This window comes from Persicitalea sp. (assembly GCF_041751555.1).
Taxonomy (GTDB): Bacteria; Bacteroidota; Bacteroidia; order Cytophagales; family Spirosomataceae; genus Persicitalea.
The window spans coordinates 1-14,513 of the sequence record NZ_JBGSXF010000314.1; the positions used below are offsets into that span (position 1 = coordinate 1).

General features: G+C 50.4%; 13 protein-coding genes and 1 pseudogene. 6 read left to right on the forward strand and 8 right to left on the reverse strand.

The features are described from left to right. The 3 genes and pseudogenes from ACEW8P_RS11230 to rfaD form a co-directional block, all read right to left on the reverse strand. Positions 1-195: pseudogene (locus tag ACEW8P_RS11230) on the reverse strand (hypothetical protein); the annotation flags it as partial. An 81-nt stretch (positions 196-276) separates the two neighbouring features. Continuing rightward, positions 277-951, reverse strand: coding sequence for a Uma2 family endonuclease (locus ACEW8P_RS11235; RefSeq protein WP_373513172.1), 675 nt, complete (start codon positions 949-951; stop codon positions 277-279). A 57-nt stretch (positions 952-1,008) separates the two neighbouring features. Continuing rightward, a complete protein-coding gene (gene rfaD / locus ACEW8P_RS11240; protein WP_373513173.1) occupies positions 1,009-1,974 on the reverse strand; it encodes an ADP-glyceromanno-heptose 6-epimerase in 966 nt (321 codons plus the stop codon). Positions 1,975-2,161: 187 nt separating this feature from the next. Here rfaD and ACEW8P_RS11245 point away from each other — a divergent pair, with 187 nt between their 5' ends. Together ACEW8P_RS11245 and lpxB are read left to right on the forward strand one after the other, a co-directional pair. After that, positions 2,162-2,581, forward strand: coding sequence for a 6-pyruvoyl tetrahydropterin synthase family protein (locus ACEW8P_RS11245; protein WP_373513174.1), 420 nt, complete (start codon positions 2,162-2,164; stop codon positions 2,579-2,581). Next, positions 2,578-3,699, forward strand: coding sequence for a lipid-A-disaccharide synthase (gene lpxB / locus ACEW8P_RS11250; RefSeq protein WP_373513175.1), 1,122 nt, complete (start codon positions 2,578-2,580; stop codon positions 3,697-3,699). Before ACEW8P_RS11245 ends, lpxB begins: the two co-directional genes overlap by 4 nt. A gap of 54 nt (positions 3,700-3,753) precedes the next feature. On the opposite strand, the gene ACEW8P_RS11255 is transcribed toward lpxB, so the two are convergent. From ACEW8P_RS11255 to ACEW8P_RS11270, 4 genes are all read right to left on the reverse strand, one after another. Further along, positions 3,754-4,758 carry a rod shape-determining protein gene (locus ACEW8P_RS11255; protein WP_373513176.1) on the reverse strand — a complete coding sequence of 335 codons (1,005 nt, stop codon included), beginning with the start codon at positions 4,756-4,758 and terminating at the stop codon, positions 3,754-3,756. Positions 4,759-5,035: 277 nt separating this feature from the next. Then, positions 5,036-5,596 (reverse strand): 1-acyl-sn-glycerol-3-phosphate acyltransferase, encoded by a 561-nt coding sequence (locus ACEW8P_RS11260; RefSeq protein ID WP_373513177.1) that lies wholly within the window; start codon positions 5,594-5,596, stop codon positions 5,036-5,038. 98 nt (positions 5,597-5,694) lie between these two features. Continuing rightward, a complete protein-coding gene (locus ACEW8P_RS11265; RefSeq protein ID WP_373513178.1) occupies positions 5,695-7,224 on the reverse strand; it encodes a DUF1501 domain-containing protein in 1,530 nt (509 codons plus the stop codon). Between the two features lie 124 nt (positions 7,225-7,348). Beyond that, a complete protein-coding gene (locus tag ACEW8P_RS11270; protein WP_373513179.1) occupies positions 7,349-8,980 on the reverse strand; it encodes a DUF1800 family protein in 1,632 nt (543 codons plus the stop codon). 185 nt (positions 8,981-9,165) lie between these two features. Here ACEW8P_RS11270 and ACEW8P_RS11275 point away from each other — a divergent pair, with 185 nt between their 5' ends. From ACEW8P_RS11275 to ACEW8P_RS11290, 4 genes are all read left to right on the forward strand, one after another. Next, positions 9,166-10,101 (forward strand): sugar phosphate isomerase/epimerase family protein, encoded by a 936-nt coding sequence (locus tag ACEW8P_RS11275; RefSeq protein ID WP_373513180.1) that lies wholly within the window; start codon positions 9,166-9,168, stop codon positions 10,099-10,101. A gap of 78 nt (positions 10,102-10,179) precedes the next feature. Then, positions 10,180-10,965, forward strand: a complete 786-nt coding sequence (locus ACEW8P_RS11280; protein WP_373513181.1) for an MlaE family ABC transporter permease — start codon at positions 10,180-10,182, stop codon at positions 10,963-10,965. A 7-nt stretch (positions 10,966-10,972) separates the two neighbouring features. Further along, positions 10,973-11,770 carry an ABC transporter ATP-binding protein gene (locus tag ACEW8P_RS11285; protein ID WP_373513182.1) on the forward strand — a complete coding sequence of 266 codons (798 nt, stop codon included), beginning with the start codon at positions 10,973-10,975 and terminating at the stop codon, positions 11,768-11,770. A gap of 227 nt (positions 11,771-11,997) precedes the next feature. Next, on the forward strand, positions 11,998-13,029 hold the full coding sequence (locus tag ACEW8P_RS11290) for an MlaD family protein (protein WP_373513183.1): 1,032 nt from the start codon (positions 11,998-12,000) through the stop codon (positions 13,027-13,029). A 64-nt stretch (positions 13,030-13,093) separates the two neighbouring features. On the opposite strand, the gene ACEW8P_RS11295 is transcribed toward ACEW8P_RS11290, so the two are convergent. Continuing rightward, a complete protein-coding gene (locus ACEW8P_RS11295; RefSeq protein WP_373513184.1) occupies positions 13,094-14,371 on the reverse strand; it encodes an asparagine synthetase B in 1,278 nt (425 codons plus the stop codon). Positions 14,372-14,513 lie beyond the last annotated feature (142 nt).

Here is a 14,513-nt window from a genome sequence, read left to right on the forward strand (position 1 = left end):
CTGAAACGCCCGCGCCGCCGAGTCAGGACTGACGTTACACTCCCGGATGTCTATCTGGATTTGCTCAAATTGCTGACAGAAGCCAATCAGTTGCTCCGAAGGCGTTGGCTCCGTCTCTTCCTTTACATTCCATCCCATTAAGGCCATAATGACCAAAAGGGCCAGCAGGCTGTTTAGTGTGTTTTTCCAAATCATAAACCTCTCTTCCTCGATCTTCGTCTATTAGATAAGCTAATACAGCTTACATCATGTAAAACGGCTTACAAAAAATGTGCCTCAACTAGCTGTTTCCAAACTCACCATGCGATAAATATCAGCTAACTCGATCTCACAATCTCCGATTTTAACAAGTGGATTTTCCTCATCGTAAATACGCAGCGTCCATTCGTGCGGTGTGTTTCGGGCAAAAACCTCAATCTTTCTTTTCTTGGTTGAAACTAGTACGTACTCTTTCAGACTTTCCAATGTCTGGTAGCATTCGTATTTTTCACCACGGTCGTAGGATTCGGTACTTTTGGAAAGGATTTCGATAACTATGTAAGGATTGGTCAGCGCGTCTAGTCCCTGCTTGGTTTTTGTGTATTTAGGTTCTTCGCATACAATGGCAAGATCAGGAAAAGCATTTCGATCACATGCCTCAATACGAACCAGTTGGTCGCTGCTGTACACGTAGCAGCCTTGCCTTTTCAAACAGTCAAAAAACTCGCCTATCAAGTTCGCAGCGATAATATTATGCGGAGGCTTTGCCCCCGACACCGCCATGATGTCGTTGTTGGGCGGAAAAAGTGGCAATCCTGATTCTGCTGTCACTAGTTGGCCGTCGCGCTCCTCGATAGGTTCGCCCCACATGGTGTAAATTTCCCCGGCGCGGTATTCGAGTTTGACTTCGGATTTTTCAAGAATCTCGAAGTATTCCTCTTGGGAAAAGACGGTAGTTGTGGCAGCAGCCATAATTTGCAGTTTTTACCAAATATAAGAATTTTCGTTCTGGAATAAAAAAGCAAAATCTCAATAGTACGCCCCTGGAACCAGGTAGTTTGTCACGTAGTCTTCAATTCCTGCTTCCAACGAATGGAAAGGCTGTGCGTACCCGATGGAACGCAGTTTGTCCATCGACGCCTCAGTGAAGTACTGGTACTTATCGCGAATGTCTTCGGGCGTGTCGATGTACTCCACGATGGGGCCGATCTGCATGGCCTGGAAAGTGTTTGCCACTAAGTCTTTGAACGTCCGCGCCTGCCCACTGCCGAGGTTGTAGATGCCAGAGTTTTTACGATGATTCATCAGGAACAGGCAGACGTCCAGCAAATCCTTGACATATACGAAGTCACGCATCTGCTCGCCGTCCTTGAAATCAGGATTATGTGAGCGGAAAAGCTTCATCTTTCCGGTATCCTTAATCTGGTGGTAGGCGTGGAAGATCACCGACGCCATGCGACCCTTGTGGTACTCATTAGGGCCGTAGATGTTAAAAAACTTCAAGCCGGCCCAGAAAAACGGCTTCTTTTCCTGCTGCAACGCCCAGATATCGAACTCATTCTTGGAGTCGCCGTAGGCATTAAGGGGTTGAAGTTGCGGGATTTGGGACTCATCATCGACGTATCCCAATTCGCCGAGGCCGTAAGTCGCCGCCGAAGAAGCATAGACCAACGGGATTTGGTAATTGACACAACGCCGCCAGATTTCCTTAGAGTATTCGACATTCAACTCGTCAAAAATGGCACGGTCGAACTCCGTCGTGTCCGTGCGGGCCCCGATGTGAAAGATAAATTCGACCTCTTCCTGGTTTTTATCCAGCCAGCCGAAGAATTCGCTGCGCTCGACGCGCTCCTGAATGGTCTTGCCTTCCAGATTATCGGCCTTTTCGATTTTGGAAAAGTCATCGACAGCGATGATGAAATTAAAGCCTTCCTGGTTCAGTTTGCTGACCAGGCAGCTTCCAATGAAGCCCGCGGCACCTGTTACTACAATCATTGGGTTGACAGTTGACAGTTGACAGTTGACAATGTTATTGTCCGACAACTGATGATACTACTTAAAAAGTTGTAAAGTTAATCACATTGCTCCCCTCCTTTCCAAACAAACCGTATTTTTGCATTTAAAATGAGATGGTCAGGCGAAGCAACTGTCCACCGTCAATTGTCAACCGTCAACTGAAAAAGTGGTTTACGTTACCCGAAAAGAGCATTTTAACGCGGCGCATCGGCTGCACAACCCTAACTGGTCGGACGAGAAAAACCGGGCGGTGTTCGGGCCGTGCGCCAATTTGAACTACCACGGCCATAACTTCGAGCTGATGGTGACCGTGAAAGGCGTGCCCGATCCCGAGACGGGTTTCGTCATTGATTTGAAGGTACTGGGCGACTTGATCAAGCAGCGCGTTATCGACAAAGTGGATCACAAAAACCTGAACCTGGACGTAGATTTCATGGCGGGCAAAATGGCTTCCTGCGAGATTTTCGTGATGGAAATCTGGAAACTACTGGCCCCGCCCATCGCGGAAAAAGCCCCCAATGCCCGGCTGCACTACATCAAGCTGGTCGAGACGCCCAAGAACTTCGTGGAATATTACGGCGAATGAAGTACTACCTCATCGCTGGTGAACGCTCGGGCGACCTGCACGGTGCCAACCTTATGAAAGGCATCCACCAGCACGACTCCGACGCAGCGTTCCGCGCCTGGGGCGGCGATCTCATGCAAGCACAGGGTGCGACGCTCGTCACGCACTACACGGACATGGCCTTTATGGGATTTCTTGAAGTGGCGAAGAATCTCTTTACGATTCTGAGTTTCCTGAAAAAGTGCAAGAAAGACATTCTGGAATATCAGCCTGATGTCCTGATTCTGATCGACTACCCCGGCTTCAATCTACGCATGTCGGCTTTTGCCAAAAAGCGCGGAATTAAAGTCTGCTACTACATCTCGCCAAAGGTGTGGGCCTGGAACCAAAAGCGGGCCTGGAAGATCAAGGCTACCGTGGATCGAATGTTCGTTATCTTTCCCTTTGAGGTAGATTTCTACAAAAAATACGACTACGATGTCAGCTACGTAGGAAATCCACTCATGGACGCGATTGAGACTTTCACTCCCGATCCTGATTTCTCTAAAAAAAATAATCTTGAAAACAAAAAAATAATCGCCCTCCTGCCCGGTAGCCGAAGGCAGGAAGTAATCGGGATGCTGGACACGATGCTGAGCGTCAAAGAATCTTTTCCTGAGTACGAATTCGTAGTAGCGGGCGTGAATTCGCTTCCGGATTCACTCTACGAAAAGTACCAAAATTTACCGCGCGTCACCGTTGTCTTTGAAGCTACCTACGACTTGCTATCGGTCGCCGAAGCCGCCTTGGTAGCATCGGGAACGGCAACGCTGGAAACAGCCCTGTTTTCCGTGCCGGAGGTAGTTTGCTACCGTACAAGCGGCGTGTCTTATGCAATTGCCAAAAGTCTCATCCGGGTACCGTTCATCTCGCTGGTCAACCTGATTATGGAAAAGGAAGCTGTCAAAGAATTGATTCAAGCCGATTTTTCTCAGGAAAACCTGACTGCCGAACTTGGAGCCATCCTGCCCAATGGCAAAAAAAGAAAGCGTATCGAGGCCGACTACAATACCCTGCAAGAAAAAGTAGGAAAGTCCGGCGCTTCTCAACGCGCCGGAGCGGAGATAGTGTCAATGTTGAATGAGAGAATGAGAGGATGAGAGAATATTGCTTTCGCCAAAAAGCACTCTATTCATTAATTCACTCATTCAAAATTATTTGATAAGGTACCCCGCCCGTTCGATGTTGTTCAATGTCAGGCCAGCACCTCTTGCTACCGTTTTTAACGGCTCTTCGACCACGTGAACGTTCAGGTGGGTTTTCTTGGAAAGACGGCGATCCAGGCCGTGCAGCAGCGCGCCGCCACCCGAGAGGTACATCCCACGCTGGAAAATATCGCCCGCCAGTTCGGGAGGCATTTCTTCCAGGAGTTTCATGACCGATTCCTCTATCTTGGTCAGTGATTTATCAAGACAATGCGCGATTTCAGCTTGGGTGACGATAATCTGTTTAGGCATGCCCGTCAGCAGATCGCGGCCTTTCACCTCATACTCCCTGCGTGATTCGGGCAGGTCGGTCAGGGCCGCGCCGATGCTGTGCTTGATGCGCTCGGCGGTGGGCTGCCCGATAAGCAGATGGTATTCGTTGCGGATGTAAAGCTCGATGTCGGCGTCGAGCGTATTGCCCGCCACCCGCACCGACTGGTTGCAGATGATGCCGCTGGAAGCGATCAGCGCAATTTCGGTAGTACCGCCGCCAATGTCCACGACCATGTTGCCCTCTGGTTCTTCTACATTCAGACCAATGCCGACGGCGGCGGCGATGGGTTCGTGAATGAGGTACAAGCGGCGTGCGCCCAGCGTTTCGGCGGAGTCTTCCACGGCACGTTTTTCCACTTCGGTGATCCCCGAAGGGATGCAAACTACCATGCGGATGAAGGGTTTGAAAAAACTGCGGCGCAGGCCCACCATCGCCATCATGCCACGGATCATCATCTCGGCCGCGTTGTAGTCGGCGATAACGCCGCCTTGCAACGGCCTGACGGTACGAATGTTATCGTGGGTTTTCCCTTCCATCTGCATGGCCTCATTGCCTACGGCCAGCATTTTGTTGGTCAGACGATCGAAAGCCACGACGGATGGCTGATCGACTACGATTTCATTTTGGTGAACAATCAAAAAGTTAGCGGTGCCTAAATCAATGGCTATATCGTGATTCATTGTATGTTCTTTCTAAAAGCAGGGGATGGCAAAACAGCGTTCCGGAAAGTAAAGCCGAAAACATTGAAAACAGGAAAAGGTTGGGGCACGAAACAGCCTGTGCGGCATAAGGAAAAACCACAGCGTAGCGGCTTTTCGTCTCTCGAATTCATTCTCTCTCTCAAAAACTTCTTCCCGCACCTAAATCCGAACGTTATAATTGGGTGATTGGCTCAAATATACGTGGATTCGAAACAAGAAACGAACCGATGGTTTCAGGAAAGTAAAATTTTCAGTATTAAGCCGGAATTTCGCCCGTTTGCACGTAACTTTTGAGCCATGTTTTCCGGGGACCTTGAATTGTAAGGTAAAAATCATAAAACGCCCGCATGTCTGCCTGGTAATCACCCGTAAGGTAGAGTGGCTCACGGACCACGAAGGCTTTTCGGGGATAGTCGAAGCCGACCAGAATGAGTGGTACCTTAGCTTTGAGGGCCATAAAGTAAAAACCACGTTTCAAAGTACTGACGTCGTCGCGGGTACCTTCGGGAGTGATGGCGATATGCATGGCTTCATTTTCTTGAAAAATGTCCACGACAGCATCCACGAGATTATTGGCTTTGCTTCGATCCACAGGCTGACCGCCCAGTGCCCGAAAAAACCAACCAGAGTACCATTGGAAAATTTCTTTTTTGGCCAAAAAACTGATGTTGAACTTCATTTCTGCCCGCGCTCCGATGCTGATGAATAAATCCCAGTTAGAGTGATGCGGCGCGCCTACCCATATTGCTTTTTTAATGTCATAGGGTGGTTGGCCAATGACTTTCCAGCCGAGAAATTTGTAAAGAGAAGCGAACATGAATGATGGTAGTTGAGGCGTATTTGCGTGCTAGCGTGGATAGTGGTGATGTGACGGCGTTCCCTGGCCGTACTAAAAGAACGCCCTCACGCTCAAAACTACCCCGTAATATTCAGCCCAAAGCTACCCGTAAAATTCAAATTCCCGTTCATTTGAATGTTTCTAACCGTGATGGGCCCATTGACCTGCACGGCGTGGCCCGTGTTGATGCGGACGTACTCGTTGGCAAAGGGCGGGCGACCCGCCGTCCACACGTTGTTGTCGTTCCAATTGCCGGAGGCGACCGTCTCGATGACATCTGAGAAAAGCGAAATAGTATCAAAATGCCCGAAAAGGTGCTGATCTGTTTTGGTAGTCGTCGCGCCGAACCAATCGTTGAGCACATCGGTATAGACACGCCGGAAGTCGATCTGCATGGCGATGTCGCGGTCGGTTTCCCAGGGCATGGGGTTCACGGGTAACAAGCCATTGGTCAGGTCAGGATTCACCCCCACCGTTTGTCGCTTGACGGCCGTACCGAAGACGAACATCGGCCCGCCCACGCCGTGGTCGGTGCCTTTGGAGGCATTCGGGGTCGCACGGCGACCAAAGTCCGAGAAGGTCATACCAACTACCTTATCCTCGATGCCTTGTAGTTTCAGATCCTGCTGGAACGTAGAAATAGCTGTGGAAAGCTTGTCTAACAGCTTGGCGTGTTTGCCTTCGGTATTGTCCGAGTAATCGACCTGTCCGGCGTGGGTATCGAAACCATTCAGCGAGACAAAGTAAATCTTGGTTTTCAGGCCACCGTGAACCAGCCGGGAAACGATCTTCAATTGCTCGGCCAGAGAGTTTTTTGCTGATTTGGGCGGGTAGGTGGCAAGATTGGCTCCCGCGTCGGCGGCTTGCTTGATCTCCGCCGCGTAGCCGATGGAGAGTACTTGCTGCTTGCGGACATGAGCAATCAATTCGCCCGCGTCGCAGCAGGGCAGATTCCCCGCCAGGGGCTCGAATTCGGCGCTGACGAGGGCGTAAAAGTTGTCGGGATCGTTGATGGCAATGCCCATCGACTGCTGACTGCCAAGCAGGGTGGTTGAGGTCAGATAGCCAATCTGGATCGCCAGCGGGTCTTCCATTTCGGCGGTAGGGTACTGCGCCGGGTAGCCGGGGAAGCGGTCTTCGAGGTAGCGCCCCGCCCAGCCGCTATTTTCGGTTTGGTCGGCGTCCACGGCGGTCATCAGGATATCCGTCGAGCGAAAGTGCGAGCGGCTGGGATTGGGGTACGACACCGAATGAATGATGGAGAGTTCCCCCTCATTGTACAGGGCTTGTAGTCCCGTCAGATTAGGATGCAACCCCGTGGCATCGTTACCTGCCAGTGGCAGTACTTCGTTTTCGGGAATAGCGATGTCGCTGCGTAAATTCATATAGGCCGGGAACTGATCGCGTGGAATCACGGTATTCAGCCCGTCGTTACCGCCGTTCAGATAGACGATGACCAGCACCCGATCCTGATAGGCCGCGCCCGTCTGCATCAGCGAACGCACCAGCGCCGAATTCCGGCCCAGTGCCTTCACACCAAAGCCGTCCAAAGTCATGGGCAGCACCATAGTGGAAGCCGCCGCTGCAAGAAAGTCTCTTCTTTTCATCTTGAAAACAATTAGTGAATGTTGGACGGGGTCGCCCGGCGATGTCGGAATTAGTGAATATGGCTGACGCCTTTTTATTTACTAATCGCACGGGCGACCCCGTCCGACATTCACCAATTCAAAATTAAAAAACGTGATACTCCGCCATCCGCAGCAGATACCGCATGAGGGAGCGGGTGCGCCAGAGGATGGTGTTTTGTTTGTCTTCGTCGTTGGGGTCGGCACGGTAAGCATTCCACTCGAAGAGCCAGGTAGTGCGGCTGAATCCCATCATCATGATCGTATCGATCAGAAATTCTTTTTGGGCCGGAAAAAGATCGGTAGCAAAAAGATTTTCAAGAAAACCGTCCAGCACCGTTTCGCAGGGGATAGCGGGAGTATTCAGATCCGAAAAGTTCGGCTGCATCGAACTTACCCATGCCAAGAGGTCGATGCCCAGTTGGTAACCGGGCTTCACCTCGAACCAACGCCAGATGAGGGCATCGGTGAAGTTGCTGCGCAAGGCAAGCGTGGTAGTGTTCACCCAGTTGGCAGAATACCCTGGCTGGTAATATGGGTCGTACCCAAAAACCGACGATTGGTCGAGTACCTGAAGCTGCATATCGTTCATATTCCAGTGGAAGAATTCCATCAGTTTACGAAAGGCTACGTAGTCAGTCATCATGTTCGGGACGGGCTGCTCAAAAAATCGGATAGAACCGATCATCAATTCGGCGGGTGATTTTACGATAGCACCGCGATTGGCCGAATCAAAGAAAATATCGCTCGTCAGGAGTTTCTTGACCACAGGCAGAATAGCGTAGTCGTTGCCCGGACTCTTGAAAAAGGTTGCAAGCGGTACAATAACGTTGTCCTCGATATCTTGCGTAACGTTGGGGTTGACGTACCAGCGGTAAAGCTTTCGGCAGATGAACTTCGGCGTTTCGGGGTGATCGAGAAGCATCGTCACCAAATCGTTCAATTCGTCGTCGCCCGCTGTGGTCCCGGAGCGCCCGGCGACTACCGTATTGCCATAATACGACGAAAACGCTTTATCGGTCGTATCATGACGGTTTGAGGTGAAAGTAGTTTCAAAACTAGTTGAACCTTCGCTATAAAAATTGGTGTAATTCCAGCCTGTAAGAGCGCGAGCAGCAGCCTTTACATCGTCTTCGGTGTAATTATTGTTTCCAGCAAAATCCTTGTTACCTACCGTAAAAAGCTCCTGCAACTCACGGGCGTAGTTTTCGTTAGGGCTACCTTTTCTGTTCTGATTACCGTTGAGATAGCGCAGCATCGCCGGATCCTTGGTGATGGCTACCACCAAAAAACGAAAATTCCCGAGGGCATTGTCGCGAAGCAAACGTAGATAGCGATCCAAAAAGCGGTAGTCGTCCACCTCCTCACGGGTAGTAACAAAGTGATTTTGCCAGAAAAGCGTGAGCTTGTCTAGTAGCGAAGGCGGGACATCTTGGCGCGCCATTTGCCCCATCCACCAGTACTTTATGTAAGTCCCGAACCAAAAGTTCCGATCTCCGTTGAAGGGCTTGTCGAGATACGTCTGGCCAGCATTGGGTTTCGTTTCGTCGAATTCTATGGGAGGCGGAGGGGTACTTACATAGCTGACGTTGTCCAGCAGCGCCTGGACAGCCTGGGCGGGTGTCAGACCGACGAAACTCGTTATTTCGGAAGGCGTTGGACCAAAGGTAGCCCGTCGCAGTAGGTGTGCCGCTTGTTGAGAATCAAGCGGTTGCGTTTTTAGATCGAGATAGGGCATTTAAGGGGATTACTTCTGTACACATTTTTGTCACTTTCCTCTTAGATGTATGTATAGAAGTCAAACTCTCAGTTGGCTAAGTACGGCATTTGTCGCTAAATCTCAAAGCAATCACCAAAAACCTCGTAGATTTGTGTCTCTACACATCCGAAAATTTCTAATGCCTGCTACCTAATGTCTACTAAATGAAACGCCGGGATTTCGTAAATACTGCGCTTGCTACTGCCGGACTCACGCCCTATCTGGGCAGTACAGCCAGTCTCGAGAACCAGCCCATGGTACCCGCAGTGGTAACTCCCGCCGCGGGCTATTCGCTCAAAATCCTGGCTACCAACTGGGGTTACCGGGGGTCAGTAAATGAACTTTGCGCTGCTGTCAAGAAAGAGGGTTACGACGGCCTGGAACTTTGGTGGAACAACGACGCCGACGCCCGCAAGGCTATGTTTTCGGCTTTGAAAAAACACGACCTTGAATTGGGCTTTCTCTGCGGCGGTGGCCAAACTGACTTCGCCACGCATCTGGATTCTTTCAAGAAATCTATCGACGGTGCGACATCCCAAACGGAGATAAAACCTCTGTACATCAACTGCCACAGCGGCCGCGACTTCTTCACCTACGAGCAGAACAAGGCATTTATCGACTACACCACGCAGGCTTCCGAGCGCAGCGGCATTCCGATCTACCACGAGACTCACCGTAGCCGGATGCTTTTTGCGGCCCACATCGCCCGGAACTTTATCGAACAAAATCCGGCTTTACGCCTGACGCTCGATATTTCGCACTGGTGCAATGTCCACGAGTCGCTACTTGAAAACCAGCCGGAAAACGTCGCTCTGGCCCTCAGCCGCACCGGACACATCCACGCCCGAGTCGGCCACGCCGAGGGGCCTCAGGTCAATGACCCTCGTGCCCCGGAATGGAAGGCAGCAGTGGATGCGCACCTGGGTTGGTGGGATGCCGTAGTGGCTGAGAAAAAGAAGAATGGCCAACCGTTGACGATATTGACAGAGTTTGGGCCACCAAACTACTTGCCGACTGTCCCCTATACCAATCAGCCCGTAGCTGATCAGTGGGCCATCAATGCCTACATGATGCGAATGCTGCGCGAACGCTACGTCTGACCTGAGCCATTACTGGCACACTATTTATAATAAAGAGTCAATCCAATCTAGTCTAAGATTCCCCTCCCGCCGAGTCGCATGAGTTCAAGTTCTAAAGACACTTTGATTTCCAAGAATATAGATGAGAAACTCCTCGTTTTTTACGAAGGGTGGACTTTCATGGCTAAGTTCTTTCGGGAGCTTTTTCGGGGACGTCCCGAATTCCAGGAAATCATCAAGCAGTGCTATCAAATCGGCTACAAGTCGCTCCCGCTAATCTCACTTACAGGATTCATTACGGGCATGGTATTCACCAAGCAGTCGCGGCCTTCACTTATGGAATTTGGGGCCACCTCGTGGTTGCCTTCGCTGGTTTCGATTGCCATCGTGCGGGCATTGGCTCCGCTCATTACCTCGCTCATCAGCGCGGGAAGGGTAGGCTCAAGCATTGGGGCGGAATTAGGCTCTATGCGCGTCACCGAGCAAATTGATGCCATGGAGGTTTCAGCCGTGAACCCCTTTAAATTTTTGGTCGTGACGCGGGTTATCGCTACTACCATTAGCATTCCCATCCTTTCTTTCTACTGCGCATTTGTCGGTTTGATGGGCTCCTTTCTGGATGTCACGCTCAATGAGGAAACCAACATCATTGCTTTTTTCAAGAGCGCCTTTGAGCAAATCACTTTTCTAGATATAAATTCCGCTCTTATTAAGGCCATCGCTTACGGTTTCACGATCGGGATGGTGGGCTGTTACAAAGGGTACAATGCCCGCAACGGCACGCAGGGCGTGGGTCGGGCGGCTAACTCTGCCGTGGTACTTTCCATGTTCCTGATATTCATTGAGGAAGTCGCCATTGTGCAGGTAACCAACTGGTTTAGATAAGCAGATCATGAAGAACCAAACCGAAAGCTTGCAAACCCAAACTCTGCCGGAAGGGGAAAACGTGATTTCTGTGCGTGATCTTTACAAATCGTTCGGTGATTTGCATGTATTGCAGGGCGTTAATCTGGAGGTGGAGAAAGGGCAAAATGTGGTCGTGTTGGGCCGCTCAGGAACGGGAAAATCAGTTTTGATTAAAATAATCTCCGGTCTGCTGAAACTCGACCGAGGCAGCGTAAAAGTACTGGGCCAGGAAGTCGGTGACCTCGATGAGAAAGAATTGCGGGAACTACGGAAACGCATTGGCTTTTCATTTCAAAACAGCGCGCTCTACGATAGTATGACGGTGCGCGAAAACCTGGAATTTCCCTTAGTGCGGAACGTGAGCAACCTTAGCCGAAAAGAAATCAATAGTTCGGTGGAGGAAGTGTTGGAATCGGTTGGTTTGTTGGCGGCCATCAACCAGTCGCCAGCCGAACTCTCTGGTGGGCAGCGTAAGCGCATTGGCATCGCGCGGACACTCATCATGAACCCCGAAGTGATGCTTTACGATGAACCCACCGCCGGACTCGATCCCACGACCTGCATCGAGATCAACGAACTTATTAACGAGGTGAAGGAGAAATACCGCACGACCTCGATTCTGATTACCCACGACTTGACCTGCGCCAAGATGACAGGCGATAAGTTGGCCATGCTATTAGACGGAAAGTTTGTAAAACAAGGTACTTTCGACGAAGTATTCAGCAGCGACGACGAGCGCATTAAGAGTTTTTACGATTATAATTTTACGGATGATGAGGCGTGAGGAGGGCTTCGGCTCCGCTCAGCCTGACAAAGGCACGAAGGCACGAAGGCACAAAGGCACAAAGGCACAAAGGCACAAAGGCACAAAGGCACAAAGGCACAAAGGGTAGTTTGAAATCACCTGTTACAGTTCCCAAATTTTAAAATTACATTCAAGTACAAAAAAAGTCGATGCGTTGTCATAGGCACACTGTCAACTGTCAACCGTCCACTGTCAACTAGAAAGCTATGAGTAAAACACCCAACCCCCAAAGACGCGCCGTGACTGTCGGTTTATGGGTTTTAGCTGGCCTGATCATTTTCGTGGTAGGTATCATGATCATCGGCGGGATGCGGAAATCCTTTGTTCCCAAGATCGTCGCAAAAGCCACTTTCGATGATGTGAACGGATTACAAGTAGGAAATAACATTTGGTTTTCTGGCGTGAAGGTCGGGACGATCAAGGGTATTTCCTTCGTGGGTAGTTCTCAGGTGGAGGTATTGCTGAACATCGAAGAAAAATCCCAGCAGTACATCCGAAAAGATGCGGTGGTCAAGATCAGTTCCGATGGTTTGATCGGCAATAAAATCGTCGTGATCGAAGGCGGTACGCCGAAAGTCGAGCCGATTCAGGACGGCGATGTGCTGCGCGTAAAGAAAGAAGACAGCCAGCAGGACATCATGAATACGCTGCAAGCTAACAATAAGAACATCCTGGCCATCACCGACGATTTCAAGGAGATCAGCGGCAAGATTCGCAAGGGCGAGGGCTCGATTGGCAAACTACTGGCTGACGAACAACTGTACAAAAACATCGAAGTGACGATGGCGACCTTGCAACGGGCGGCGGGTCAGGCGCAGAACGTGACCAGTTCGTTGAATACTTACGCCGCCAAACTCAACAAACCCGGCGGCCTGGCCAACGACGCCGTCACCGACACGCTTATCATGCGCAAAGTAAGGCTTACTGTGGCTGAACTCAGCGAAACCGCTAACACCGCCCGCGCGATGGTCGAAGGTTTGAAGAAAACGACCCAGGATTTATCCACCGACTTGACCAAGAACAACGACAATGCCGTGGGCTTACTGCTGCGCGACAAAGCCACGGCCAACGACATTAAAACTACCATTCAAAATCTTGAAAGTAGTTCAGAAAAACTGGACGAGAGTATGGAGGCCCTGCAACACAATTTCTTGCTGCGCGGCTTTTTCCGCAAGAAGGAAAAGCGCGAGAAAGTAGTAGTCGATTCAATCAGGCTGAAAGCCGAAGTAGTTCAGTAAGTTGAGAACGGAAAGTTGAGAGTGCTTTTTAGTCAGACTCCTTGACTGTCCACTGTCCACTAAATTACGTTTTCCTTTTTTTCTTCTTTGCGGAAGGGAATAGAATATTGTTAAGAATCAGTCGATAACCCGGTGAGTGTGGGTAAAGATTGAGATCCGTTCCCATGCGGTGGCCACCGCGACGCCCCTCAGGGTCGTGGCCGCCGTAGAAAGTCCACTGTCCTACCCCAATTTCACCGTAGAGGTATCGATCCGACGACTTGCTTTGGCCCATCACCAGTACGTTCGATTTTACGGTTTTCTTGGTGAAAGCCGAAGTTTGCCCGCTGAATTCGCGGATTTGAAACTCGTGGTTCTGCACCAACATGGACGGAATAACGTCCCATTTGGCTGAAAAGTCAAAGAGGGTGAACACATCGTCGCTGCTACCGAAGCCGTAACTACCCAGTGAGGCATTGATGTCCGAAAACCACATTCCGCCGTAGCCGTTTTCCAGTTGTAGTTCAAAGTTCTCAAAGGCAAAAGTCTGGCTGAAATCCAGTTTCGACTGCGCCCCCGGCTCAATACCATCGCCGTCGAACTGCGAATCCACAATATCGACTCCCTCGGCGGCCAGAGCGATGTCAAACGTCTCAGCCCCCGAACACATGGCAAACAAGTACCCTCCACCCGCACAGAATTCCTTGATTCTTTTAGCCACGGCCAGCTTCATCTGCGATACCTTAGCATAGCCGAATTTTTTGGCAATGTCTTCCTGCGCCTGAATATCCTCATGCGACATTCGCCGCAGGTTCCGGCCAAACTGCCCCGTAAAGTCTTCGTGGTGCAGGTGCAGCCAGTCGTACTTAGCCAGGTCGCCATCCAGAATCTCCTGGTCATAAACTACCTCAAAGGGAATTTCGGCGTATTTGAGGGCTAACAGTACGGCGTCGTTATACTCGAAGGTGGCCGGGCCAATCTTAATCGGTGAATACACCGCAATTCGGGCTGCTTTGTGCAACTTCACAGCGTCCATATTAACTTCCGGTACGGCAATTTGGGTGAGGACATTCGCCGCCTTCGCGTCAGAAATCACCTCGTAAGTCACCCCCCGCACGCGGCACTCCTTTTCGATTGTAGAAACGTACTTTATCAAATAGCTCCCCCCCCTGTAATTGAGGAGCCAGTCCAAATCCAGGCCATCTTTCAGTACTGAGTAGGCAATCCCGTAGGCTTTCAGGTGATTAGACTGTTTATCGTCCATCGGGATCAAGATGTGGTTGGCGTAGCCGACGGTAGTTAGGAACAGGAGTACAATCGCTCCTACACTTCGCACTTTCGCCCTGGTGGATGGATCATTCATTTTCATAGGTTAACCTCGTTTGACTAATCCCTGGAAGTGTTCGAGTAAACGGTAGTCTAATTCTTTCACCGTCAACCAAATCTAAACAATATTGTTTGGGAAAGCAAAATGGCTATATTAGAAGAAAGTTTGCAGTCAACTA

What these genes read in the sequence shown, in the direction of transcription:
- ACEW8P_RS11235 (WP_373513172.1), bottom strand. Translation starts at nt 951, where the DNA reads ATGGCTGCTGCCACAACTACCGTCTTTTCCCAAGAGGAATACTTCGAG.
- rfaD (WP_373513173.1), bottom strand. Translation starts at nt 1,974, where the DNA reads ATGATTGTAGTAACAGGTGCCGCGGGCTTCATTGGAAGCTGCCTGGTC.
- lpxB (WP_373513175.1), top strand. Translation starts at nt 2,578, where the DNA reads ATGAAGTACTACCTCATCGCTGGTGAACGCTCGGGCGACCTGCACGGT.
- ACEW8P_RS11255 (WP_373513176.1), bottom strand. Translation starts at nt 4,758, where the DNA reads ATGAATCACGATATAGCCATTGATTTAGGCACCGCTAACTTTTTGATT.
- ACEW8P_RS11260 (WP_373513177.1), bottom strand. Translation starts at nt 5,596, where the DNA reads ATGTTCGCTTCTCTTTACAAATTTCTCGGCTGGAAAGTCATTGGCCAA.
- ACEW8P_RS11265 (WP_373513178.1), bottom strand. Translation starts at nt 7,224, where the DNA reads ATGAAAAGAAGAGACTTTCTTGCAGCGGCGGCTTCCACTATGGTGCTG.
- ACEW8P_RS11270 (WP_373513179.1), bottom strand. Translation starts at nt 8,980, where the DNA reads ATGCCCTATCTCGATCTAAAAACGCAACCGCTTGATTCTCAACAAGCG.
- ACEW8P_RS11275 (WP_373513180.1), top strand. Translation starts at nt 9,166, where the DNA reads ATGAAACGCCGGGATTTCGTAAATACTGCGCTTGCTACTGCCGGACTC.
- ACEW8P_RS11280 (WP_373513181.1), top strand. Translation starts at nt 10,180, where the DNA reads ATGAGTTCAAGTTCTAAAGACACTTTGATTTCCAAGAATATAGATGAG.
- ACEW8P_RS11285 (WP_373513182.1), top strand. Translation starts at nt 10,973, where the DNA reads ATGAAGAACCAAACCGAAAGCTTGCAAACCCAAACTCTGCCGGAAGGG.
- ACEW8P_RS11290 (WP_373513183.1), top strand. Translation starts at nt 11,998, where the DNA reads ATGAGTAAAACACCCAACCCCCAAAGACGCGCCGTGACTGTCGGTTTA.
- ACEW8P_RS11295 (WP_373513184.1), bottom strand. Translation starts at nt 14,371, where the DNA reads ATGAATGATCCATCCACCAGGGCGAAAGTGCGAAGTGTAGGAGCGATT.